Origin of the sequence: Salipaludibacillus agaradhaerens (assembly GCF_002019735.1) — a bacterium.
GTDB classification, from domain to species: Bacteria; Bacillota; Bacilli; order Bacillales; family Salisediminibacteriaceae; genus Salipaludibacillus; species Salipaludibacillus agaradhaerens.
This window is the reverse complement of the sequence record NZ_KV917378.1, coordinates 827,746-851,495: the sequence shown is the minus strand read 5'-3', so window position 1 is coordinate 851,495 and position 23,750 is coordinate 827,746. Positions and strand designations below refer to the sequence as shown.

General features: G+C 37.9%; 24 protein-coding genes and 1 riboswitch. Of the genes, 17 read left to right on the top strand and 7 right to left on the bottom strand.

The window, feature by feature from the left end:
* The first annotated feature begins 244 nt into the window (after positions 1-244).
* The 3 genes from BK581_RS04010 (at position 245) to BK581_RS04000 (ending at position 4,170) form a co-directional block, all read left to right on the top strand.
* Positions 245-1,729 carry a phytoene desaturase family protein gene (locus tag BK581_RS04010; RefSeq protein WP_078576953.1) on the top strand — a complete coding sequence of 495 codons (1,485 nt, stop codon included), beginning with the start codon at positions 245-247 and terminating at the stop codon, positions 1,727-1,729.
* 711 nt (positions 1,730-2,440) lie between these two features.
* Positions 2,441-3,184 (top strand): SDR family oxidoreductase, encoded by a 744-nt coding sequence (locus BK581_RS04005; RefSeq protein ID WP_078576952.1) that lies wholly within the window; start codon positions 2,441-2,443, stop codon positions 3,182-3,184.
* Positions 3,185-3,291: 107 nt separating this feature from the next.
* On the top strand, positions 3,292-4,170 hold the full coding sequence (locus tag BK581_RS04000) for an HAD family hydrolase (protein ID WP_245828873.1): 879 nt from the start codon (positions 3,292-3,294) through the stop codon (positions 4,168-4,170).
* A 62-nt stretch (positions 4,171-4,232) separates the two neighbouring features.
* Here BK581_RS04000 and BK581_RS03995 read toward each other — a convergent pair whose 3' ends face one another.
* Both BK581_RS03995 and BK581_RS03990 read right to left on the bottom strand, forming a co-directional pair.
* A complete protein-coding gene (locus BK581_RS03995) occupies positions 4,233-5,750 on the bottom strand; it encodes a uracil permease (RefSeq protein ID WP_078576951.1) in 1,518 nt (505 codons plus the stop codon).
* 147 nt (positions 5,751-5,897) lie between these two features.
* Entirely contained in the window at positions 5,898-6,482 is a 585-nt protein-coding gene (locus BK581_RS03990) for a xanthine phosphoribosyltransferase (protein WP_078576950.1), read from the bottom strand.
* A 155-nt stretch (positions 6,483-6,637) separates the two neighbouring features.
* A riboswitch (purine riboswitch) is annotated at positions 6,638-6,739 on the bottom strand.
* Positions 6,740-7,070: 331 nt separating this feature from the next.
* On the opposite strand from BK581_RS03990, the gene BK581_RS03985 reads away from it, so the two are divergent.
* The gene (locus tag BK581_RS03985) at positions 7,071-7,598 is read left to right on the top strand and encodes a PTS sugar transporter subunit IIA (protein ID WP_078579846.1); all 528 of its coding nucleotides are present in this window, start codon (positions 7,071-7,073) and stop codon (positions 7,596-7,598) included.
* A gap of 86 nt (positions 7,599-7,684) precedes the next feature.
* Here BK581_RS03985 and BK581_RS03980 read toward each other — a convergent pair whose 3' ends face one another.
* The 3 genes from BK581_RS03980 to BK581_RS03970 all read right to left on the bottom strand — a co-directional run bounded on the left by BK581_RS03980 (position 7,685) and on the right by BK581_RS03970 (position 10,731).
* Positions 7,685-8,653, bottom strand: coding sequence for a TIGR03943 family putative permease subunit (locus BK581_RS03980; RefSeq protein ID WP_078576949.1), 969 nt, complete (start codon positions 8,651-8,653; stop codon positions 7,685-7,687).
* Between the two features lie 14 nt (positions 8,654-8,667).
* Positions 8,668-9,720 carry a permease gene (locus tag BK581_RS03975; RefSeq protein ID WP_078576948.1) on the bottom strand — a complete coding sequence of 351 codons (1,053 nt, stop codon included), beginning with the start codon at positions 9,718-9,720 and terminating at the stop codon, positions 8,668-8,670.
* A 180-nt stretch (positions 9,721-9,900) separates the two neighbouring features.
* On the bottom strand, positions 9,901-10,731 hold the full coding sequence (locus tag BK581_RS03970; protein WP_078576947.1) for an undecaprenyl-diphosphate phosphatase: 831 nt from the start codon (positions 10,729-10,731) through the stop codon (positions 9,901-9,903).
* 252 nt (positions 10,732-10,983) lie between these two features.
* Here BK581_RS03970 and BK581_RS03965 point away from each other — a divergent pair, with 252 nt between their 5' ends.
* Positions 10,984-11,595 (top strand): TlpA disulfide reductase family protein, encoded by a 612-nt coding sequence (locus BK581_RS03965; RefSeq protein WP_078576946.1) that lies wholly within the window; start codon positions 10,984-10,986, stop codon positions 11,593-11,595.
* A gap of 132 nt (positions 11,596-11,727) precedes the next feature.
* On the opposite strand, the gene BK581_RS03960 is transcribed toward BK581_RS03965, so the two are convergent.
* Entirely contained in the window at positions 11,728-12,642 is a 915-nt protein-coding gene (locus BK581_RS03960) for an aldo/keto reductase (protein ID WP_078576945.1), read from the bottom strand.
* Positions 12,643-12,931: 289 nt separating this feature from the next.
* Here BK581_RS03960 and BK581_RS03955 point away from each other — a divergent pair, with 289 nt between their 5' ends.
* The 4 genes from BK581_RS03955 to fur all read left to right on the top strand — a co-directional run bounded on the left by BK581_RS03955 (position 12,932) and on the right by fur (position 16,049).
* Positions 12,932-13,492 carry an NUDIX hydrolase gene (locus tag BK581_RS03955; RefSeq protein ID WP_078576944.1) on the top strand — a complete coding sequence of 187 codons (561 nt, stop codon included), beginning with the start codon at positions 12,932-12,934 and terminating at the stop codon, positions 13,490-13,492.
* Positions 13,485-14,693 (top strand): endonuclease Q family protein, encoded by a 1,209-nt coding sequence (locus BK581_RS03950; RefSeq protein WP_078576943.1) that lies wholly within the window; start codon positions 13,485-13,487, stop codon positions 14,691-14,693. Before BK581_RS03955 ends, BK581_RS03950 begins: the two co-directional genes overlap by 8 nt.
* Before the next feature lie 78 nt (positions 14,694-14,771).
* The gene (gene spoIIM, locus BK581_RS03945) at positions 14,772-15,413 is read left to right on the top strand and encodes a stage II sporulation protein M (RefSeq protein ID WP_078576942.1); all 642 of its coding nucleotides are present in this window, start codon (positions 14,772-14,774) and stop codon (positions 15,411-15,413) included.
* Positions 15,414-15,611: 198 nt separating this feature from the next.
* On the top strand, positions 15,612-16,049 hold the full coding sequence (fur, locus tag BK581_RS03940) for a ferric iron uptake transcriptional regulator (RefSeq protein ID WP_078576941.1): 438 nt from the start codon (positions 15,612-15,614) through the stop codon (positions 16,047-16,049).
* Here the strand turns inward: fur and BK581_RS20025 are convergent.
* Positions 16,046-16,183: a hypothetical protein gene (locus BK581_RS20025; protein WP_169837531.1), complete on the bottom strand. Its 138-nt coding sequence runs from the start codon at positions 16,181-16,183 to the stop codon at positions 16,046-16,048. The two genes, fur and BK581_RS20025, sit on opposite strands and share 4 nt — an antisense overlap.
* Positions 16,184-16,404: 221 nt before the next feature.
* Here BK581_RS20025 and BK581_RS03935 point away from each other — a divergent pair, with 221 nt between their 5' ends.
* The 8 genes from BK581_RS03935 (at position 16,405) to spoIIAB (ending at position 23,748) form a co-directional block, all read left to right on the top strand.
* Positions 16,405-16,641: a YqzK family protein gene (locus BK581_RS03935; protein WP_407690329.1), complete on the top strand. Its 237-nt coding sequence runs from the start codon at positions 16,405-16,407 to the stop codon at positions 16,639-16,641.
* 31 nt (positions 16,642-16,672) lie between these two features.
* Complete coding sequence (xerD, locus tag BK581_RS03930) at positions 16,673-17,563, top strand: site-specific tyrosine recombinase XerD (RefSeq protein WP_078576939.1); 891 nt, start codon at positions 16,673-16,675, stop codon at positions 17,561-17,563.
* A 108-nt stretch (positions 17,564-17,671) separates the two neighbouring features.
* Entirely contained in the window at positions 17,672-18,856 is a 1,185-nt protein-coding gene (gene deoB / locus BK581_RS03925; RefSeq protein ID WP_078576938.1) for a phosphopentomutase, read from the top strand.
* Positions 18,857-18,868: 12 nt separating this feature from the next.
* Entirely contained in the window at positions 18,869-19,690 is an 822-nt protein-coding gene (locus tag BK581_RS03920; protein WP_245828872.1) for a purine-nucleoside phosphorylase, read from the top strand.
* A 96-nt stretch (positions 19,691-19,786) separates the two neighbouring features.
* Positions 19,787-21,088, top strand: coding sequence for a pyrimidine-nucleoside phosphorylase (locus BK581_RS03915; protein ID WP_078576936.1), 1,302 nt, complete (start codon positions 19,787-19,789; stop codon positions 21,086-21,088).
* Between the two features lie 554 nt (positions 21,089-21,642).
* The gene (locus BK581_RS03910; RefSeq protein ID WP_078576935.1) at positions 21,643-22,806 is read left to right on the top strand and encodes a D-alanyl-D-alanine carboxypeptidase family protein; all 1,164 of its coding nucleotides are present in this window, start codon (positions 21,643-21,645) and stop codon (positions 22,804-22,806) included.
* 151 nt (positions 22,807-22,957) lie between these two features.
* Positions 22,958-23,311, top strand: a complete 354-nt coding sequence (gene spoIIAA / locus BK581_RS03905; protein ID WP_078579845.1) for an anti-sigma F factor antagonist — start codon at positions 22,958-22,960, stop codon at positions 23,309-23,311.
* Positions 23,308-23,748, top strand: coding sequence for an anti-sigma F factor (spoIIAB, locus tag BK581_RS03900; protein WP_078576934.1), 441 nt, complete (start codon positions 23,308-23,310; stop codon positions 23,746-23,748). Before spoIIAA ends, spoIIAB begins: the two co-directional genes overlap by 4 nt.
* The last annotated feature ends 2 nt before the right edge of the window (positions 23,749-23,750 follow it).

Genomic DNA, 23,750 nt, shown 5'->3' with positions numbered 1-23,750 from the left:
CAAATTAGGTACCCCCTTTTATCCCTATAAAACCAAAGAATTTATAATAATATGATACAAAAATGCCTCCATAGTCGTATATAAACTTAACGACAAATCGGAGGTGTTTTTTGTATGATGCCTTCACATTCAGAACATAATTGAAAAGAAGAACTTTAGTCTAGAGGAAACAGAATACTGACTGTATTATGTTTTTCTTATAGAAGTAGGAACTTATTATAGATATTTATAGCAGAGGTGACACATGCAGAGGAAGAAAATTGCAATAATAGGGACTGGCCCAGGGGGATTAGCCGCAGCGATGTTATTGTCAGCAAAAGGCTATCACGTTCAGCTGTTCGAAAAACAAAAATATATTGGTGGACGAACATCCTCATTTTCTAAATTTGGTTATACATTTGATTTAGGCCCAACTTTTTTTAGTATGCCATATATTCTTGAAGAACTATTTCAGGAAGCAGGCCGCCGGTTAGAAGATTACGTATCGCTAAGAAAAATAGATCCTATGTATACGCTTATGTTTGATGATTTCTCCATGAAAGCAAGCTCAGATCGACAAAAAATGAAACAAATTGTAGAGACACATTTCCCTGGGTATGGTATGCAATACGAACGTTTTATGTTAGATACACGTAAGAAAATGAACGTATTATTACCAATTCTACAAAAAAATCACGATTCTATTTTTGATTATGTACGTTTACGAAGTATAAAAGCCTGGCCAAAATTAGAATTAAGTAAAACGTTATATGAAGTGTTATCCAAATATTTTGACGATGATCGCTTAAAATTATCATTCACCTTTCAGTCCAAATATTTAGGAATGTCTCCCTGGGAGTGCCCAGGTTTATTTAGCATCTTAGCATTTATGGAACATGAGTATGGTATTTTCCATCCAGTAGGGGGACTAAGTAAGTTAACTGCAGCTATGGGGATAGTTGCCAGAGAACACGGAGCAGAGATACATACAGGAACAGGGGTGTCTAAGTTAATCATTGATAATAAGCGGACTGTTCAAGGCTTACAACTAGATACTGGTGATAAAATAGCGGCTGATCATGTGATTATGAATGCTGATTTTGCTCAAGCTATGAGTCAGCTTGTGGCTGATGATCTGCGAAGAAAGTATAAGACCATCCATTTAGAAAAAAAACGCTACTCGTGTTCTACTTTTATGATCTACGCTGGAGTAGATACCTCTGTACCGTTAGATCACCATACCGTATTATTCTCTAAAGATTACAAACGTAATGTAGAAGAGATTTCACATTTGAAAACAGTATCCCAAGACCCGTCTATCTATATTCAAAATGCCTCAATAACAGATTCAACATTAGCTCCGACGGGGAAGTCAGCATTGTACATTCTAGCTCCAGTCCCTAACAATTTTAGTCATATAGATTGGGAGAAAGAAAAAGGAGCTTTTCATGATTTAATCCTGTCTAAAGTGGAGGAAAAAACAGGCTTACACAACCTTCGACATAAAATTGAAACAGAAACCGTTTTAACACCGGCTGATTGGGAAAATAAAAAGTACGTCTATAAAGGGGCTACGTTTAACCTAGCTCATAATTTGCGACAAATGATGTACTTCAGACCCCATAATAAATTGAAAGAATTTCGAGGTCTTTGGCTCGTTGGAGGGGGTACACATCCAGGGAGTGGGCTACCAACGATTTTTGAATCAGCGAGAATTACGGCACATCTCCTTTCAGGGGCAATGGATTGAGGGGAAAGAAGTGTGTGGATAAGGATAAAGTTGTATTTTCTTAAAATTAATTATAGTGAAAGAGTGAGTAGTGTCAATGAAGAAAAGTACTAAGGACGTGTGACAGAAGTTCTCCATTTCTAGTAAGCTGATCCGTAAGAAAGTAACGCGATATGGAACAGTAATTTGAGTGAAGGAAAATACTTCTGTACGTTTGTGGATCATGAGAGAACGCTAAACTAAAATTAAATAAATCAATTTCATAATGGCGCTTCATGAGCAATAAAACGACAAATATGTTACATTTCATTTTAATATACGGATAAAAAGTGGCTTAATCGTAAGACGGCGACTCGAAGAGGATAAAGCGTAGACTGAAGATCCACTTTTGCGAGGATTACCTAGTACAAATACTCGCTGAAGACAAGCCCTCAGGAAAGCGTCCGTCTGAAGTGAAGGCCACATTCTTATTCGAATTTTGACTTCTTATTTCGAATGGTTTAATTAACATTATTCACCTTATGAAAAATTGATTTTTTTAATGCTTCTAAATTTGGCCGAAAAATGGTGAAAGAATAATGGTGTACTAAGACTAGTATTTCTTTTTAGTGGGGCTTATGGCTTGTGAATGGGGAGTTTTCTATAGTGAGAGTTTCTAACTAGATTCTCTTTCCTCACAATAAAATGATCGGTTTTAAACGATATGGTAAAATAGACAAGGAGGTAAGAAATTTGAATCAACGAGACGATAAACATGTTATTGTAACCGGGGCATCCCAAGGTATTGGAAAAAAGATAGCAGAATTATTTGCTGAGGCTCGGGCACATGTATGGTTACTTGATTGCAATTTATCGAAGGGGAAACAAGTGGAAGGGGATTTACAGGAGAAAGGGTACAATGTTACATTTCAACAATTAGATGTTCAACATCCCGAAGAAATTAAAGCATTTTTTTTACGACTAGCTGGTGAAAATGCCGTTATCAATACGCTTGTTAATAACGCTGGTATCTCTCATTTTAAACGATTTAGTGAACTGGAAGTCACTGAATGGGACACTGTCATGAATACAAATGTGAGAAGCATGATGTTAATGTCAAAATATTGTGTGCCCTTAATGAAGTTAGGAGGATCTATCATTAACATAGCTTCTACAAGAGCTCTTATGTCAGAGCCTAATTGTGAAGCATATGCCGCATCCAAAGGAGCAGTAATAGCTCTCACACATGCTTTGGCAGCAACCTTGTCAGAAAAATATATTCGAGTGAATGCTATTAGCCCTGGGTGGATTCAAACGGAAAATTATTCTCTGCTTCGTGAAGAAGACCATCATCAACATTTCTCACAACGAGTCGGTCAACCGGCTGATGTGGCAAAAGCATGCCTTTTTTTATCAAGGGAAGACGCTGACTTCATTACTGGAGAAAATATCATTATCGATGGGGGAATGACTCGAAAAATGATTTATCATCATTAAATCATATGTTTTATTTCGTATTTTAGGCGTCTAACCTTTCTTGGCGAATACGAATTGTGAACGGATTTTATTAAGTTGGTGCAGCACAGACAGAAGGAGATTATCATATGAAAACAATTAAATTTATTGCAACCGATATGGATGGAACATTACTAGATAATAATCGTAAAGTTTCAGAGGAAAGTGTTCGTGCTATAAAAGAAGCACAAAAGGCAGGTATAACAGTAGTTGTAGCAACAGGGCGCGATTATACAGAAGCGATTACACCATTGAAAGAAGTGGGTCTACGTCTTCCTCTAATTTGTGTTAATGGCGCAGATATAAGAGAAGAAGATGGAAACGTTATTCAGCAACAATCCCTGTCAACAGATCAATTTAACGTTATTAATCGCATTTTACAAGAAGAAGAAATTTATTTTGAAATAACGACATCTAAAGGGACATATACAAATAACGAAAAACGAGGATTAGAGTTAGTCGTCGATTTGTTAAAAACGACTGGAGAGTTTTCGTCCTACGAGGAAGCGATGGCATTAGCTGAGAAAAGGTTTGAGCAAGGAGCTGTTTTTCGAACAGATGATTATCACGAGATTTTACGAGGAGAAGGGACCCTATTACTAAAAGTATTGGCTTTTTCAACTGACCGTGAAAAACGTGAACGGGCAGAAGCTAAATTGGCTCAAGAATTAAATATTAGCGTCAGTGCTTCAGCAAGAGATAATTTAGAAATTACCCACCAGTATGCAACAAAAGGTAAAGGTATCGAGATAATGACAAAACGTTTTAATTTAGACGTCTCAGAAGCCATGGTAGTGGGCGATAACTTTAATGATGTCTCAATGATGCAAATAGCAGGTTATGCTGTAGCTATGGGGAATGCTGAAAAAGAGATCAAACAGCTATGTGATTTCACGACAGCGACTAATGGAGAAGATGGCGTAGCTAAAGCCATACGTTCAGTTATCACTCACCAATTACAAGACTAACAATGCAAAAAGAGCCCAGCCAGAGATGGAGGGGCTCTTTTTAGACGGTGATGTAGCATTAACTAAGCTACTTTTTTATCATTGTTAAGACGTTGGTCTCTTGATTGCACAACCTCTTTAATGAAATAAGCGATAAAACATAACCCAATTAAACTATAACCTGCGGCAAAGTCGTTAGCAGCTCCAAAGGCCATTTCAGGCGCATGCATAAGACCGCCAAAACTCAATAAAGCACCGACAAATGCAAAGAGTGCTGCTTTTAGATAGTCGTGATCTATAATAAAGACAGTCATAGCGCCTAAGATAATACCTGTAAACATAGCACCCTGTCCTAATGGAATGATCCCTGATGATATATCAGCTAATGCATCGGGTGCACGATTTTCAAAACGTGTCATTAAATAATTTGCAAAGTATGGAAGCATGGCAATGGCGACAGCAGGATAATATTTTTCTTTGTTCGTGCTGAAAGCAGAACTTACCATTGATATACCGACAAAAACAAGGATAGGGGCAACGACGGCTACTGGTAAAATAGCACTTAAAGCTGCAATAACACCGAAAATGGCGGCGAATCCAACTACAATAGCATTCAATAAACTATAACCACGACCTGCCCCCATTTTCTTTGATCCTACTGTCGCTATATAGACGGTAGTAGGGAATAAGCCGCCAAAAACAGAGCCGAGCATTGTACCAACACCATCAACGGCTTGACATTCTTTAACATCATAAGTATCCCCCTCAGCTTTCATTGCTTCAACATTGTTCATCGTTTCGACAGCATTGTAAATTGTGATGGGTAAAATAACAGCTAATAGGGCAATCATAGCCCCAAATAAGTACTGAAAACCTTCTACAACAGCTAATGAAGGGAGAAATGGATAAAAGCCTAGATGGGAAAATCCTTCTTGAATAGCTGATATTTCTGAGTATCCTAATCCAAAGGCTAAGGCTGTCCCAATGATCATAGCAAATAATGAGGCGGGTATCCGAAAGGGCATGCTAACCTTGCCGACAATACCAATTAATATAACCGCTAGAACAAATAATCCAACGACAGGCATTTCGAGAGACATAAAGAGCATTTCGCCTGCTATAAAAGATAGGGCAACACCAGCTAGAGCGCCAAGCATAGCGGCACGAGGGAGATTTTTTTGCATCCATCGTCCTGTAAAGCTAGCAAGTACTTCAATTAAACCACTTAAAAAGGCAGCAGCCACTGCAATCTTCCATGCCAACTCAAAATCACCTGTTAATGAGTAGGCGGGAACGAGAACCCCGAATAGAAATATAAACATAACAGGGGTACTTATTCCGTAAGATAAAGCTGTCACATCGCTTCTGTTTTCTTTTTTTGCGAGGCGTTTAGCCATATAGGCATAATAAATGTTTCCAAAAATGACTGCTACCGCTGCACCAGGGATAACGTGACCGAACACGAGATTTGCGGGGAAGCCCAAGCCGAGCATTGTAACAGTAATAATGACAAAGTTGGCTAAATTATTTTGAAAAAGGGCAAAAAAAGCATCTATATCTTCTCTTTTAAAAATAGGGTAATGGCCAGTATTTGCAGGCATGTAACCACTCCTTTTATTTTTTAATGGCATCATTAGCTGGGACAAGCCTTCAAAAGTCTTCGTGTGTAGCGTAGCTAAAGATTATTATATTAGGCGTATTTCCAGATGTATTTTGTATGATATTGGTTCGGTATGTATTAAGTCAGATTAAAGACAGGTTTTTTCTTCAAACTGAACTTGATTATTTGTTAATGAGGCGATGCGTGCCAAAGATTCCACCCGAATACCTTGTTTCTCTAGTTCACTTCGACCAGGTTGAAAGGATTTTTCGATGACAATCCCGATTCCTACAATAGAGGAACCAGCTTGTTGGGCAATGTCGATAAGTCCTTTTGCGGCTTGACCATTAGCGAGAAAATCATCAATGATTAACAAGCTATCATGCGGTTTAATTAAATCACCGCTAACCGAAATAGTATTTTTTTGTTTTTTTGTATATGATTCAACAGTCGTTGAGATAAGATTATCAATCATAGTGAGCGATTGCCGTTTACGGGCAAAAACCAATTCGCACCCTATTACGAGGGATGTCATAAGAGCAGGTGCTATTCCCGAAGATTCTAAAGTTAATATTTTGGTGACGTTTTCACCTTTGAATCTATCTGCAAACTCTTCACCGATCTCTTTCATTAAGTGAGGGTTAATGCCATGATTTAGAAATGAATCAACTTTTAATACATTGTCATTAATGACGGTACCTTCTGTTAAAATGGTTTCATATAAATGTTTCATGAAAATGCCTCCTGAAAAACTCGCAAAAACCACAAAAAAACATTTTGCTCACATCTCTAATAGAGTGAACAAAATGCCGAGTGTTTGAAGTATGCTCCTACAGGGAAAAGCGATTTGCAAGAGTACACTTAGGTGTTCCACTTGCTCACTAACCCTAACTCAGTTTGATCACTCGTAGTCAGACAATTTATGGTCGTCTGGTAGAGACTCGTGAGCCATATTCTCACAGTTATACGAGTTCAATTTTTAAAGATGGATTGATTATATCATAATGGCGATGCACTGCAAGAGAGAATTTGAACGTTTATGTAGAATTTTATTACAGATAAGTGTCCGTAAAGTTTCCTGATCCAAATAGAAAGGAGAGGTAGATCTATTCTAGACGGCCGCTAATGTCTTGATTAACGCAACTAACAATCAGTGGGAGAAGAACAAAAACACCCACTGATTGAAGGGCCGTTTTATAAAAGTAGCAGGTAATAATCTTGAATGGATCTAGTTCGTAATTGCAATATATTAAACTAGGGTCACAAGATTTAACCGGTAAACGAATTTATTTATAGTGATTATAAGAGGAAGGTGATGACTATGTTTAAAAAATTATTTGGTTTAGATAAAAAGACAAAGTCTGGGGAAGAGTTGCCCCAAGCTGATGGAAAAGATACTCTTTTAAGTCCTGTTAATGGGGAAATCGTACCGCTTTCAGAGGTTCCTGATCCAACATTTTCTAAACAAATGATGGGTGATGGTATTGCAGTGATGCCTACTGACGGTCATATTGTGGCCCCGGTCCATGGCGAGGTGATTCAAGTATTTCCAACTAAGCACGCAGTAGGATTAAAGACGGTAAATGGTATTGAGATTCTCATTCATATTGGAATTGAGACTGTTACTTTACAAGGGGAAGGGTTTAAAGCTTTCGTAAAAGAAGGAAGTAAAGTTGCTCCAGGAGACAAGCTGATAGAATTTGATATAGACGTCGTCAAAGAAAAAGCAGAAAGTCTCATAACACCAATTATCATTACAAACGGAGAAGCTGTAGAGTCTGTGGAGAAGTATGAGAATCAGGTGGCAAAAGCAGGGGAAACGGCTGTTATGATGTTAACTAGTAAGTAATAAATAAGAAAACCTATGTATGAGATAAACCGGTAGTGATGACCTTCGTCACACTGCCGGTTTATCTGTGAATTTATAAAGATCTATTAAAAGCTAGGATAGACGTAAGGGCTATCTGGTTCTTCCACTTCTTGAATGTGAGCATCCACAAGAACAGGTATTGGTTGATCATTATAATGATCTTTTTTTATTGTTCCTCTCGCATAGATCCATGTATCCTCGTCAAATCTATTACTTTCTTCACTTTCTATCATAGTCCCATATACAGAAGCATCAGCCGTGCAACATGTCATAGCAAACCTCGCCGCAACTATCTGGTTTGAGTGAAAATCAGTTTCACGGTAAGCAAAACCAACAATCTCCATTTCTTTCCCTATAAAATCATCCAAGTAAAGATCTAAAACAGTCATTACATCTAAGTAGTTGTCTTCAGTAACTTCAATAACCGTATTGTTCATTAATTCCTCGTACAATTCCGCATAGTAATCATCAAACCAGCCTTCATCGTAAATGTCTTCAAATTGGTAATGTTCTTCCTCACCAGATTGGGTAGTTAAATTCTCCATATAACCTTCAGGGTCTTCCAAAAAAGCCTCTGCTCGTGAGGTACTGCCGTTATTGTTTTGATCAGTTTCATTAATAGAATTATCTGTTGCTGAAGAGGAGGCGTTACCACCGCCTCCAAGTTGTATCCCTCTATTGGCAGCGACAGAGCTATCCAATGATCTGTCTGGAAGAGCAAATCCTAGTACGATAGGAAGTATGAAAATGCTATAGATTATCGTTTTAACCCAAGAAGGGCCTTTAATATGATGATCATGCTCACATGCACATTCATGGTGGTCGTGATCCGTTTTTGTTGTACTTCTAAATACTTGTATAATTCCAAGCAGAAAGAAAACGACAAGGGCAAAATAAATGAATGGCATCATCATTGGCGCAATGTAATAGACAATGTTGCCTGTTAAAATTAAATGAAGCATGAGCATAGCAAATCCAACAAGAATAATCCCTTGTATGAAGGCGTGAAATGAGTGATCATATGGTTGTTTCATAAGAAACCTCCTAATTATAAGATCCAGCCTGATAACAGTATAACAGCAGTAAACACACAAAGCGTCACTGTCACCATAAAGATTAGAACAAAACGCACTTTAAAAAATGCAAATAGCATAAACGTATTTTTTAAATCAAGCATCGGCCCGTAGACGAGAAATGCCACAAGTGAGGCATCTGTAAATGAGGAGCCGAATGAAGAAGCGACAAACGCATCTGCCTCAGAACATAATGATAGTAAATACGCAAATACCATCATCACAAAGGTTGAAGAGTATTCATTGCCACCAATTGCCTCTAGTAAACTTCTGTCAAGAAATGTTTGAAAGAGAGCGGCTATAAAGGCCCCGAGAATTAAGTATTTTCCCATCATAAAGAATTCATCGACAGCATGATACAGTGTATTTCGTAATTGAGTTAACGCACTGGCTTTTTTCACTTGTTTAAGATCTTCGCCGCCATCTAAATGCACATGATGATTTGCTAGGGAGACGTTTATCTGACTTCGTAGCTGATTAGGTCGCGATTTAAAAATACTATAAAGGATAGCGCCGATAATAATCGCTAATACGAAAGCTAGTCCCATACGAGTGTACAGTATCGTTTGATTCGTTCTAAATGCATAATACGTTGAAGCAAAGACGACTGGATTTAAAATAGGTGCAGCTACGAGAAAAACGATTCCAACATGAAGGGGCATTCCTTTTTTAATTAACCGCCTCACGACTGGCACGATGGCACACTCACAAAGAGGGAGAATAGCCCCAAGCATTGCCGCAGGAACTAATGATACCCAGGCATTTTTCGGTAGAAATCGCTTGATGGTTTCCTCAGATACATAAAGTTGTATAAGAGCAGAGGCAAAAACACCTAGTAATATAAAAGGAATAGCTTCTAATACGATACTTAGAAAAATAGTATTTACATTAATCCATGCAGATGGAAGAGCTTCAGCATAGTCACTTGTACTCACTCTATCACTAAACAAAAATAAGATAAGAAAGAGTAAAAGTAATCCAAGGCCTAATAGGTCTTTTCCTATAATCTTTCCTTGTGAAGATTTCATAATAGTGAACTCCTGACGACTATTTTCTATTAAACTTACAACATCTTAACAAATCCCAGTCGTTTAGTAAATGAGGTTAAGTTCCTTTTTGCTCTGTGACTATTATATGAAGATAAGTAGTCACTAAAACTTAGGATATAAAAATAGCGAGCATCTGAAAGGATGACTCGCTTCATACGGTTAAATGTCTATGACAGTACTAGGGTCGATATATAGATAAACAAAAATGGCTAGTGCGAAACAGTAGAGGGCAAAATAGATAAGCTTACTACGTTTAAGAAATTCAATTAGCCAGATAATCCCTAAAATAGAAAAGAAAAATGTAACAACAAAAGCGACAAATAAATTTAATGGTCCAATATAAGTGACCATCTCTGCTGTAAATTCGTCCAGGGCCATAACAGTTGAGCCTAAAATAACAGGTATGGAAAGTAAGAAAGAATATCTTACAGCTGTTTCTCTGTTTAAACCGGCTAGTAATGAGACGACAAGGGTAGACCCAGAGCGGGAAATACCAGGAATAACAGCAAGCGTTTGACCTAGGCCGACAAGAATGGCGTCGATCATAGTCATCGATGATTCATCTTTTGCCCCTGTCTTATGGAATCGTTCGATGAAAATAAGAGCTAAACCAGTTACTGTTAGAGCACTTGCAATCATAGCAGGTGTTTTCATTGCATCACTAATCACATCTGATAGAAGCATCCCTAAAATCCCCGTAATAAACGTGGCAACTAATAAGTATACTCCGAAGAAAAACAAAGGTTTATCTTCAGTGGAACGGCGAAAAAGGAAGGCGAAAAATCCCCGTATAACCTCCCAAAGATCTTTCCAAAAATAAAGTATGACAGCTAGTACAGATGCAAGATGCAAAAAAATCTCAAATGAAAGTCCTGGGAATGTGTAGCCTAACATTAGTTGAGTAATGACAATATGAGCTGTACTTGATATGGGAAGGAACTCACTGATCCCTTGAACAATCCCGAATATAATCGCTTCTATAAGTGACAAAATAAATCTTCCTCTCTAGTATTTATGTAATAGTTTGTTAACCTACGATTTAAATTCACACCATTTTATATTTTATCATGAAGTACAGGGAATAAAATATGTATTATCTTAAAAAAAGACCAACTTTTAAAAAACGAGTAGGTTGTCTTATAATTAGAAAAAGAGATATGATTCAATAAGGAAAACTTACTTAACTTCTATGTCTGCTAAAAGGAATTATGAATATTATTTTAAAAGAAAAGGAGTCGTTTAATGAGAGGCCGCCGAATTTTGTCAATAATGATTTTTGTAGCAGCTATCGTAATAGGGGGCTATGTGATCTATGAAGAGGTAAAAGATAATAATGATAAAAATGAACAATTACTCAACGACTATTTAGAAAGCGGAGGGATTGAAAGAGAAGGCGTTGAAGACTTAGAAGATGACCAAACAGCAATGCAGCCAGGCACAACTGCCAAAGATTTTACGTTAACAAAATTAAATAGTAAGGAAACAATCACATTGTCTGATTTAAGGGGAAACTATGTGATTCTAAACATGTGGGCATCTTGGTGCCCGCCATGCCGCGATGAAATGCCTGATTTTATAAAGTTCTATGAAGAGTATCAAGATGATAATGTTGTCATTGTGGCAATTAACATGACCACCGAAGAACGATCAGTAGACAATGTTCAACAATTTGTGAATGACTTTAACATTCCCTTTTATATCTTACTAGACGAAGAAGGGGAAGTTAAAGAAAACTATGACGTCCATTATTTGCCTACCACATTAATCATTGATCCAAATGGAAAGGTAGCCGTCCGTCGTCCAGGACATCTTAACTATGACATGCTAGTAGACTATTATGAGGAAATGGAATAAGACGCGGAAACGAAGTGAAGATAATATGATCATTTCACTAACCTGCTGTTAGAGTCTTCTTGTGAAAATAAATATGAGTGTTTGTGGCGTCATAAGACTGAGAGCCAAAAGGGCGTTTTGGCTCTCGATTAGTTATACGCGATGGTTGTCGTATGTTGATTTTTTTACTAACGCATGAAGTTGTTGTCTTATGTCTAATGAAATAGGTGAAGCGTGAGTACTCTTAACATTTTCTTTTAGTTGCTCAGGTTTGCTAGCTCCGGCAATAGCTGTAGCTACTGGGGATTGATCCATCACATAACGAAGTGCCAGCTGCTGCATAGAAAGGCCAGCTTCTTCTGCAAGGGCTTTTAGTTTAGGTAAAAGCTGTAATAACTCTGTTTCTGTATAATCTAAGTAGCCATCAGTACTGAGCTTTCTTTCAAACTCGTCAGTCAGAAGTCCTTTTGCTACAGGCCCACGGGCAATAACGGAAATGTTATATTTCTCAAATAATGAAAACCATTCTTCTGGTCGTCTATCTAACAGACTGTATTGCATCATGACACTGACGATAGAGGACTTTTCGGCAAATGCTTTTATCACATTCGGCCTAATAGATGAGATCCCATAATAACGAATGAGTCCTTCTTGCTTTAGATCTTCAAAAGCTTCAATGACATCATCAATCGGATCATCAATCGTTCCACCATGCAATTGATAAAGATCTAGATAATCCACATTTAATCGCTGAAGTGAGCGTTTTAACGCCTCTTTTAGATAGTTTTTATCAGGGTTCCAACGCCACCCATCAATGCCTTCTCCCCATTCATTTCCCCCTTTAGAGGCTAAAATAATGTTGTGGCGTTTTCCTTTTATGGCTTTACCGACAGATTCTTCATTAAACCCTAATTGATATAAATCAGCAGTGTCAAAGAAATTTATTCCTCTATCGATCGCTTCATCAATTAATGATTGATTAGACAAATGATCGTCTGATAATGACATACAGCCAAAACCGAGTTCTGATACATATAAATCAGATGTACCTAATTGAGTTTTATTCACGTGAACACCTCCACTTCCCTTTACCCTTTATAATAAGTAATTATACCGTCAATTTTAATAGATTAAAATTAAATGAGTTCGGTGATTCCTTTATTTCCCTCTTAAGGGGCAGTAAAACCCCCACCTCAAAACTTAAGAAGATTGGAAAGTTTAAGTGGGGGATAAACTGCCCTTATAGGGCCGATAAGTTAAACTAACAATCAGTGGGGATGAAGGAAAACTTCCAATGATTGGACCTTAGCTTTATGCTAAACTGGAATAATAAGTTGGACGATGAGGAGTTGTAGACATGAGCAAAAATTTAGAGGAAAAAACGGTTAAAAAAGAACAAATCTTTAAAGGTAAGGTTGTTGAATTAGAGGTTCAAGATGTTTTATTACCAAACGGTAACGAAAGTAAAAGAGAAATCATTTATCATCCAGGAGCAGTTGCGGTAATTGCCTTTACAAAAGAAGAAAAATTAATTTTAGTGAAACAGTTTCGAAAAGCACTGGATAAGGTTATTGCAGAAATTCCCGCAGGAAAACTAGAAAAAGGAGAAGATCCTCTTGAATGTGCGAAACGTGAGTTAGAAGAGGAAACAGGTATCGTAGCCCATTCTTGGACGAAGCTGCACTCTTTTTATACAAGCCCGGGTTTTGCAAATGAAATTGTCCATGTATATTTAGCAAAAGATCTCAACAAAGGGACCATTAATTTAGATGAAGACGAATTTGTAGAAAAAATAGAAGTGACGAAGGAAGAGGCTGAGAAATTAGTTGAAAATGAAGTGATCCATGATGCAAAAACCCTTTATGCTGTTCAATATTGGCAATTAATGAAGGAGAAAGTAGAGAAAGGCAATGTCTAAACATGAATTAACCGAACCCTATTCGCACTATTACATGGATTTACATATTCATATCGGTAAAGATATGGAAGGGAAGTATGTTAAAATAACAGCTTCAAATGAGCTAACAGTAGATAATATTATGGTAGAAGCCTCGCAGCGAAAGGGTCTTGGCATAGTTGGGGTGATAGACTGTCTATCGCCAACTGTACTAGATGAACTCGAGCTGGGGCTGTCCAAAGGAGATTTTACTGAGTTAAGTGGGGGAGGACTGTCTTATCGTGGAGAAACGACTTTAATTTTAGGGGCGGAATTGGAAATAGTTGATGAGAAGTCACAAGGGCCTATTCATGTCCTCTGTTATCTGCCTACGTTAGCAGATATGAAAGAGTTTTCGGATTGGTGCGGAAAGGCGATTAAAAATCTCTCACTAAGCACACAACGTATTTATGTAGAGGCTCAAACACTCCAAAAGCGAGTCAAAGAGGCAGGGGGCTGGTTTATTCCTGCACATATTTTTACTCCATTTAAAAGTGTATATGGTAAAGGTGTAAACACGTTTATGGAGGAAGTGTTTGACTTATCGCTTGTTGATGCTGTTGAATTAGGCCTAAGCTCAGATACCTCAATGGCTGACTTATTGCCTGAATTAGCTTCTTTTCCTTTTATTACGAGCTCGGACGCGCATTCAATTCCAAAAATCGGGCGAGAACATCAAATTATTCAGGCGAAGGCTCCGACATTTTCGGAAATAGAGAAGGCTTTGAAAGAGAAATCAGATAGAAAAGTTATAGCCAATTGTGGTTTGTATCCACAATTAGGGAAATATTATCAATCAGTATGTGGGGTTTGCTTTAAGTCATTAAAGAACGAAATATGCCCTGATCATCCTAATAATAGGGTTATTCGAGGCGTTTATGACCGAATTATTCAGCTTGCTGAAGCACAGAAGGGGCAGCTTAATGCTTGTAAAATGAAAGGGCAACGGCCACCATATCGACCACATGTGCCTTTAGAATTTATTCCAGGTATTGGTCCCAAGACGATCGACAAGCTAATCACTCGCTTCCAGTCTGAAATGGTCATTATCCATGAAGCCCCACTTGAAGATTTAGCTCACTATCTTAATGAAAAACAACTAGAAAACCTCACCAGTATCCGACAGCAGACAGTAAAGATCACCTCGGGTGGAGGCGGGATATACGGCAAAATAACGTTTTAAAAATAACAATCATAGTTTTACACCTCATTTCATAGACTCTGATAGAAAGCTAATCATGTCAGAAATGAGGTTTTAATCATGCCTAAACTATCTTTCAGAAGAAATATATTAACTCATCATTTAGAGGCCAATCGAGCTACATATATTTTCACAACAGTATTACTTATTATGGGCGTTATTTTTGGTGCTATTATTGTTAACAGTATGGGGTTTACACAAAAGAATGATCTATATGCATACTTAACACTCTTTTTTAACGAAGCAAGTAAGGGGGAGTTTGCAAGCTCAAAAGAGGTATTTGTACAAAGTTTTGCATATTATAGTAAAATGCTAGGTTTTATTTGGTTTTTAGGCCTCTCGGTTATTGGATTACCGATCATTTATATTCTTCTATTTGTAAAAGGCGTGATGGTTGGTTTTACTGTTGGAATACTAGTTGATCAAATGGGGGTTAATGGTTTTCTATTTGCGTTCACGTCCGTCTTGCCGCAAAATGTTGTCCTGATTCCTGTTTTTATAACTGTAGCTACGATGGCAACGGCATTTACAGTGAGGTTATGGAGGCAAATCGTCAAAAAGGGAAGAGAGCCTGTTATCACTCATTTTGTCCATTACAGCTTTTTTATTTTATGTATTGGCTTAATCCTTCTTCTTGTAGCAAGCTATGAAGCCTTTATTTCTCCTCGCATTATGTCATTGATAATTGAAGTGGTTATCTAATGATATTGTAAATTAAATGATAATAATTTTAAAATGATTTTTATAACGATTCTCATTTCTCATTTGACACCTTATTTTCTCCCAGAGTATAATATAATGAAAGATCACCCTGAGGATAAACTAAGGAAGTGTGGAAAGATGTTACTTCCTTTTTTATAGAAGGCAGAGGGCAACGGATAATGTAGTAGGGGGAAAAAAATGGAACAACGAATAGAGCGGATAAAAAAACAATTACATTCTCAAAGTTATAAATTGACACCTCAACGAGAAGCTACTGTACGCGTGCTTTTAGAACACGAAGATGATCACCTTAGTGCAGAAGACGTCTATATGTTAGTAAAAGAAAAATATCCTGAAATTGGTTTGGCTACTGTTTATAGGACACTGGAATTACTTACAGAATTAAAGGTTGTTGATAAAATTAATTTTGGTGATGGTGTATCCAGATATGACCTTCGCCAAGAGGGAGCCACCCATTTTCATCATCATTTAGTATGTATTGAATGCGGATCTGTTGATGAGATCCAAGAAGATTTATTAGAAGATGTGGAAAAAGTGGTAGAGGATCGGTGGAATTTTGCCATTAAAGATCATCGACTCACATTTCATGGTATTTGCCATCGATGTAAGGATTAGAGATCACCACCTAATAGCTTGTCATAGCCTGAAGAAGCAGCTGCTTTTTCAGGCTTTTTGATTAAACGCTTAAAGTTAAATTGGTTGGAAATAAAAATAATGAGGTATGCTTTTAGAAGGATTTTGGTAGTCATCACCATCTGAACCGTAATCTAGTCATAATTAGGTGCTTTTTCATGTTGTTGAACTGCTGCTAGACTCCGTCACATCCAAAAACAACTATTAACATACGAAAACCTCGCCTAATTAAACTATATTTTCATAAGAAGCATGTATATCCCATCTCATCATCGGCATATACTTTAATTATCACAAGAAGCCAGTTTAACAGAGTTTAATTAAATGAGGGAGAATGATGACAAAATTTAAACAAGCTTTACAGACATTATGGATCTTTTTCTTATTCATAGGGTGCACGGTACTGTTTTATTATGGTATTCTATGGGTAGGTGAAGAATATAGAGACTATCATCGTTATGAAGAACCGCAGGGACGGGCAGTTAAAGTGTTTAATTCATCTATAGAAGACAATGTAGAAGGAGACTTCTCAATTGCTGATCGGTTACGCCTTTTTTTTATGACTGGTGAGTAGTAAGACTTGTTGAGGAAGGGTGAACAGATGGTTGGAAACTGAATTGAAAGCGTTTATTCATTATTTAATTGTAGAAAAGGGTCTTGCACAAAATTCTATAAAAGCGTATGAAAGAGACTTAAAAGCTTATACTTCTTTTTTGATAAAGACAAAAAAACTTGTAGAACTTGAAACAATTAAAAAGTCAGACATTCTACATTTTTTACAATACTTAAACGACAGTGGAAAAGCGGGAAGTTCTATTTCAAGAATGCTGTCATCTATTCGTTCATTCCACCAGTTTTTAATTAGAGAAAAATATACAACGCACGACCCAACACTTCATGTAGAAATGCCACGCCCTGATAAGAAGTTACCTAAAATTCTTTCCACCACAGAAGTTGAAGCTTTGCTAGAAGCGCCGGATACGCATACAGCCCTTGGTTTGAGGAATAAAGCAATGCTAGAAGTCCTTTACGCCAGTGGTTTAAGAGTAAGTGAGTTGTGTCATTTAAAATTATCAGATATCCACTTGCAAATGGGTTTTATTAGATGTATAGGAAAAGGAAGTAAGGAACGTATTATTCCGTTAGGACAAATGGCAGCTCGTGCTCTTGATACATACTTACAAGAAAGTCGCCCCAAACTTGTGAAAAGGCAAGACCATGACTTATTATTTGTTAATCACCACGGGAGACCTATAAGCCGACAAGGCTTTTGGAAAATGCTAAAACAACTAGCTTTAAAAAAACAAATTAACAAAGAATTGACGCCTCATACGTTAAGGCACTCTTTCGCGACACACTTATTAGAAAATGGCGCAGATTTAAGAGCGGTTCAAGAAATGCTTGGACATGCTGACATATCAACAACACAAATTTATACACATGTAACAAAAGTGAGAATGAAAGAGGTTTACACTAAATACCATCCGCGAGCCTGATGGGATAGTGATCTATTTTAAGATGTCTGACCTCAGACATCATTATATGATACAGTTAGAATTAGCGGGTATAGTAAAAGAGACACGTGATGCTTAAGGAGGAAAATAATGAGTAATTATCAATTTAAACGCATTTTTTTAATTGTCATGGATTCTGTAGGAATAGGAGAAGCACCAGATGCAAAGGCATTTAACGATGAAGGTGCTGATACACTTGGGCATATAGCAGACTATATGAAAGGGCTTAGTATGCCACACATGGATCAACTAGGGTTATCTCATATTAAACCTTATAAAGGCGGTTCCAAACCTACCGCTCCGAAAGCTTTTTATGGAAAGATGGCAGAAGCATCTGTAGGTAAAGATACGATGACAGGGCATTGGGAAATAATGGGCCTTCATATTGACAAGCCTTTTCGAACTTTTCCAGACGGCTTTCCTGAAGAGCTTATTAAAGAAATCGAATTAAAAACAGGGAGAAAAGTAATTGGTAATAAACCTGCATCAGGTACTGAAATTCTTGATGAACTTGGTGAAGCGCATTTAAAATCAGGTGATTTAATTATTTACACATCTGCTGATTCTGTTTTACAAATTGCTGCCCACGAAGAGGTAATACCAGCTGAAGAGTTATGGGACATTTGTAAAATGGCAAGACAACTTACTCTAGATGAAAAGTATATGGTAGGGCGTGTTATTGCTAGACCATTTATTGGTACTCCCGGCAATTGGGAGAGGACGCCAAATAGACATGATTATGCTTTAAAGCCATTTGGGCGCACAGTCATGAATGAATTGAAAGATAACGGATTGGATTCATTAGCCATAGGGAAAATCTCGGATATTTATGATGGAGAAGGGATTACGAAAGCGTTACGAACCACGTCTAATATGGATGGGATGGATAAACTTAACGAAACAGTGGCAATGGATTTCACAGGGTTGAGTTTTCTTAATCTCGTTGACTTTGATGCTAAATTCGGCCACCGGAGAGATCCACTCGGTTATGGTCATGCTTTGGAGGAATACGACGCACGTTTGCCAGAAATAATAGACAATTTACGTGATGATGACTTATTAATTATTACAGCTGATCATGGAAATGATCCTGTTCATCACGGGACGGATCACACTCGAGAATATGTGCCATTACTTGTATACAATACTAACTTGAATGGCGGTAAATCGTTAGGTACTAGAACAACATTCGCTGACATTGGCGCGAGTATTGCAGAGAATTTTAAGGTGAAAGCGCCTGAAATTGGCACGAGTTTTCTAAATGAGCTTGAATAGGAGATGAAAAAAGTGAATCTAACAGCAAATACAATCAAAGAAGCAAAAGAATATATTGAAAGTAAGTTAACTGTTAAGCCAACTATAGGTCTTATTCTTGGATCAGGTCTCGGTGTTCTAGCAGATGATATTAAAGATCCAGTTACGATTCCTTATAAGGATATCCCAGGCTTTCCACAGTCAACCGTAACGGGGCATAAAGGACAATTTGTCATAGGTGAGCTTGAAGGTAAGATTGTAGCTGCCATGCAAGGAAGGTTCCATTATTATGAAGGTTATACGATGGCATTAGTAACGCTCCCTGTTCGTGTCATGAAAGCGATGGGAGTGGACAATTTAATCGTAACGAATGCTGCGGGAGGCATTAATGAATCTTATCAGCCGGGTGACTTGATGATAATTAAAGATCATATTAATATGTTTGGTACGAACCCTCTCATAGGGCCGAATGAAGAAGAAGTAGGTGTAAGATTTCCAGATATGTCTCAAGCATACACCCCTAAATTAGTAGAATTGGCTGAAAATGTGGCAGAATCTTTAAGCATAGATGTTCATAAGGGGGTCTATGTTGGTAATACAGGTCCTGCTTACGAAACCCCCGCAGAGGTTAGGATGTTACGTACTCTTGGAGGAGATGCAGTAGGGATGTCTACAGTACCAGAAGTTATTGTGGCAAGACATAGTAATATGTCCGTTTTAGGGATTTCTTGTATTTCTAATATGGCAGCTGGTATTCTTGACCAGCCGTTAACTCACGATGAAGTTATGGAAACGACGGAACGAGTCAAAGTAAACTTTCTTAACTTCGTAAAAGCAACTATTAAAAGACTATAAAGTCATAAAATCGGGACACCCCAATTATTTATTAATGACAAGGTTAAGTTTTCTATAATGGATAAGTGAATTAAAGAAACAAAGGGGGATTAAAGCATGAGAATGGTTGATTTAATAGAAAAGAAACGGAACGGACAATCTCATACTAAGGAAGAAATAAGGTTCATCATCAAGGGATATACAGATGAATCGATTCCTGACTATCAAATGAGTGCATGGGCAATGGCTGTTTTTTTTCAAGATATGTCAGAAGAAGAAAAAGCATGGTTAACCGAAGCTATGGTTCATTCTGGTGACACAATAGATTTGTCTGCTATTGAAGGGATCAAAGTTGATAAGCATTCTACAGGAGGAGTGGGAGATACCACGACACTTGTCCTTGCGCCGCTAGTAGCAAGTATCGGTGTGCCAGTAGCTAAGATGAGTGGACGTGGACTAGGGCATACGGGCGGAACAATTGATAAGCTAGAAGCAATAAAAGGATTTAATGTGGAAATTTCAAATGACACGTTCATTGAACTTGTTAATAAAAATAAGGCCGCGGTTATCGGTCAAACGCAAAACTTAACGCCTGCTGATAAAAAGTTGTATGGGCTACGTGATGTGACTGCAACCGTTAATTCTATTCCCCTTATTGCAAGTTCTATCATGAGTAAAAAAATTGCTTCTGGAGCAGATAGAATCGTACTAGATGTTAAAACGGGTGCAGGTGCCTTTATGAAAGAATTGTCTCAGGCGAAAAAACTAGCAGAAGCAATGGTGACTATCGGAAATAACCTTGGCAGACAAACCTCTGCAATTATTTCAGATATGAGTCAACCATTAGGTTTTATGGTAGGAAATGCCCTTGAAGTTAAAGAAGCCATCGATACTTTAAAGGGAGAAGGCCCTGAAGATCTAACAGACTTATGTTTAACTCTAGGTAGTCATATGGCTGTCTTAGCGGGAAAGGCCGAGTCGTTAGAAAGGGCCAAGGAGATCCTACAAGAAGCGATTGATTCAGGGAAAGCGATTGAGCAGTTTAAAGTATTTATTGCAGCTCAAGAAGGAGATGCTACAGTAGTAGACTATCCGGAAAAACTTCCCCAAGCTTCCTATAAAATTGATGTGTTAAGTGAAAGCGAAGGGTTCGTTTCAGGTATTGTTGCTGATCAAATTGGCACTGCGGCTATGCTTTTAGGTGCAGGACGAGCTACCAAATCATCTGAAATTGATTTAGCTGTGGGACTAGAACTGAAAAAGAAAATTGGAGATACAATTTCAATAGGAGAGCCCCTTGTGACGATTCATGCTAATAATGAAAATATTTCCGAAGTTAAATCGAAAATTCTTAAATCTTATAAAATAACCCCTTTAGAAGTAGAGGCACCTGAGTTAATTTATGATGTGCTGACATGATAAAAGTGCTGTAGGGGAAAGCTTGATATAAAAGCCTCTAAAGGCATTTGTAATGAGACGAGATGTAGTATTCCTCGTCTCATTTTTTTATACAAAAAGAGGACTAGTTTTATTAAAAATGATGTTGAATTATATGATTGTGGACAGATGTGGAATTATTCTTATGTGCATGAATGTGATGTCACGCTCAATAACTATTATTGGAAATTAATAATAAAACTTCGCCATAGAAACGAAGAATTGGAACGAAAGATGGCGACCCATGTGGGAAGATGCGACGTCTGAAAATCCATTCTGATTGAACAATTAGTTGAAGACGAGTCCCGCGGAAAGCGTCCATCTGTAATGGAAATGAATCATCCCGTCTGAAATAACGACACAACCATGATTTATGAAATCTATTCACGTGCCTCTCCTAATAAAAAAATTTGAAAACGGCTTGAAGGTTTTGATTTAAGTATAAACCTTTGCTTCTTTTACGTTTGAAAGAATACTATCACAAAAAAATGGAAAAAATAGATGGGAGTGATAATGATTAAAATGGAGGGATACGTGTGAAGAAACTAGTGACAGGATGTTTAAGTGTACTTTTCTTTTTGACTCATATTGGTTTCACTTCAGCAGAAGAAACGACTCTTGAGTTCGCAGAAGAAGCGACTTCAGCTATATTGATGGAAAGAGATACTGGAACCGTATTATTTGATAAAAATAGTCATGAAAGGTTGCCTCCAGCGAGCATGACAAAAATTATGACCATGTTGTTAATCATGGAAGCCATCGATGATGGGAGACTTAACTGGGAGGATAAAGTGAGAACAAGTGAACGAGCTGCTTCTATGGGAGGCTCGCAAATTTTTCTTGAACCGGGAGAAGAAATGACAGTAAAGGAAATGATGAAGGGGATTGCAATTGTCTCAGGTAATGATGCATCTGTTGCCATGGCAGAGCATTTAGCAGGGTCTGAAAAGGAATTCGTTCGTTTAATGAATGATAGAGCAAAAGAATTAGGGTTAACGAACACCTTATTCGCTAATTCAAACGGCCTGCCAGCAGATAATCATTATTCCTCAGCTTATGACCTTGCAATAATGGGAAAAGCACTATTGCAACATGAAAAGATAACAGAGTTTACAAGTATTTATGAAGATTACTTGCGGGAAGATACTTCAGACCCTTTTTGGCTCGTCAATACGAATAAGCTCATAAAGTTCTATCCAGGGGTAGATGGTTTAAAAACTGGTTATACAGAAGAAGCAAAGTATTGTCTCACAGCCAGCGCAAATAAAGATGGGATGAGAATGATTTCAGTCGTCATGGGAGCACCTGCTACAAAAGACCGTAATCGTTACATTACTGAAATGTTCGATTATGCTTACAGCCAATTTGAATTACACAATCGGTATCAACCAGAAGATATACTTGCTGAAGCAAAAATAGATAAAGGAGCGAGGAGACATGTAAACCTAGTTCCTGCAACTCCTGTCTCATTACTTATAAAAAAAGGACAATCGTTAGATGGTTTGACTGAAAAGGTGACAGTTAGTGATCATGTCAGAGCGCCGGTGAAAAAAGGAGATCAATTAGGAATTATCACTCTTCACCAAGATGGCAAAGAGGTTCTTAGTCAACCGTTAGTAGCCCAGGAAGATATAAAAGAAGCTAGTATATGGCAGCTCATGAAGCGTGCGAAAGATGCGTTGTCGGGCCGTGCTTCGTAATTCACCGAATTGTTAATGGTTTTGCCGAATCAACACTAGTTTTGTTCAAGAGCAGGAATAAAAAGTGTGAAAAGTGAAGTACTAAACGTGACTCACCAGATTCCCGGGAGGGGGAACGGAGGAGTAAGAATTTATGAGAAGGAGTGAAAGCATGAGTTTACTGATCGATTTAGAGCAAAAAGGTGACATTCTTTGTGTCAGACTCGTAGGAGAATTAGATCATCATACAGCTGTTAAGTTAAGGGACAGGGTAGACACAGCTTTGAATGAACAAGGATTAACACATGTGCTGCTTAATCTAGAAAAACTAACCTTTATGGATAGTTCTGGTTTGGGGGTTGTACTTGGTCGCTATAAAAAAGTTCAAGCGGTTAATGGGGAAATGGTGGTATGCTGCTTGTCACAGCAAGTGAGACGATTATTCGAATTATCGGGTCTATTTAAAATTGTGACGTTCACGGCCAATGAAAGGGAAGCGTTGAACAGTTTGGGGGCTGCTTCATGAGAAACCGAATGGCGTTATCCTTTACAGCTGTCAGTGCTAATGAATCATTTGCAAGAGTTTCAGTAGCTGCTTTTGTAGCCCAATTAGATCCAACAATGGATGAACTCACTGAAATAAAAACGGTTGTGAGTGAAGCCGTTACGAATGCGATTATTCATGGTTACGGGGAAAACGATGAAGGGATTGTTTATGTCGAGGTTGAGTTAGTAGACGGAACAGTCCATCTTGTAGTCCGTGATGAGGGTTTAGGTATTTCAAATTTGGAAGAGGCAAGGCAGCCATTATATACATCGAAGCCAGAACTGGAACGAAGTGGTATGGGATTTACAATTATGGAGAACTTTATGGATGACGTTTCAGTTGAATCGAGCCGATTAGAGGGCACGACTGTCACACTCGTTAAACGCCTGTCAAAACAAAATGTACTCTGTAATTGAGA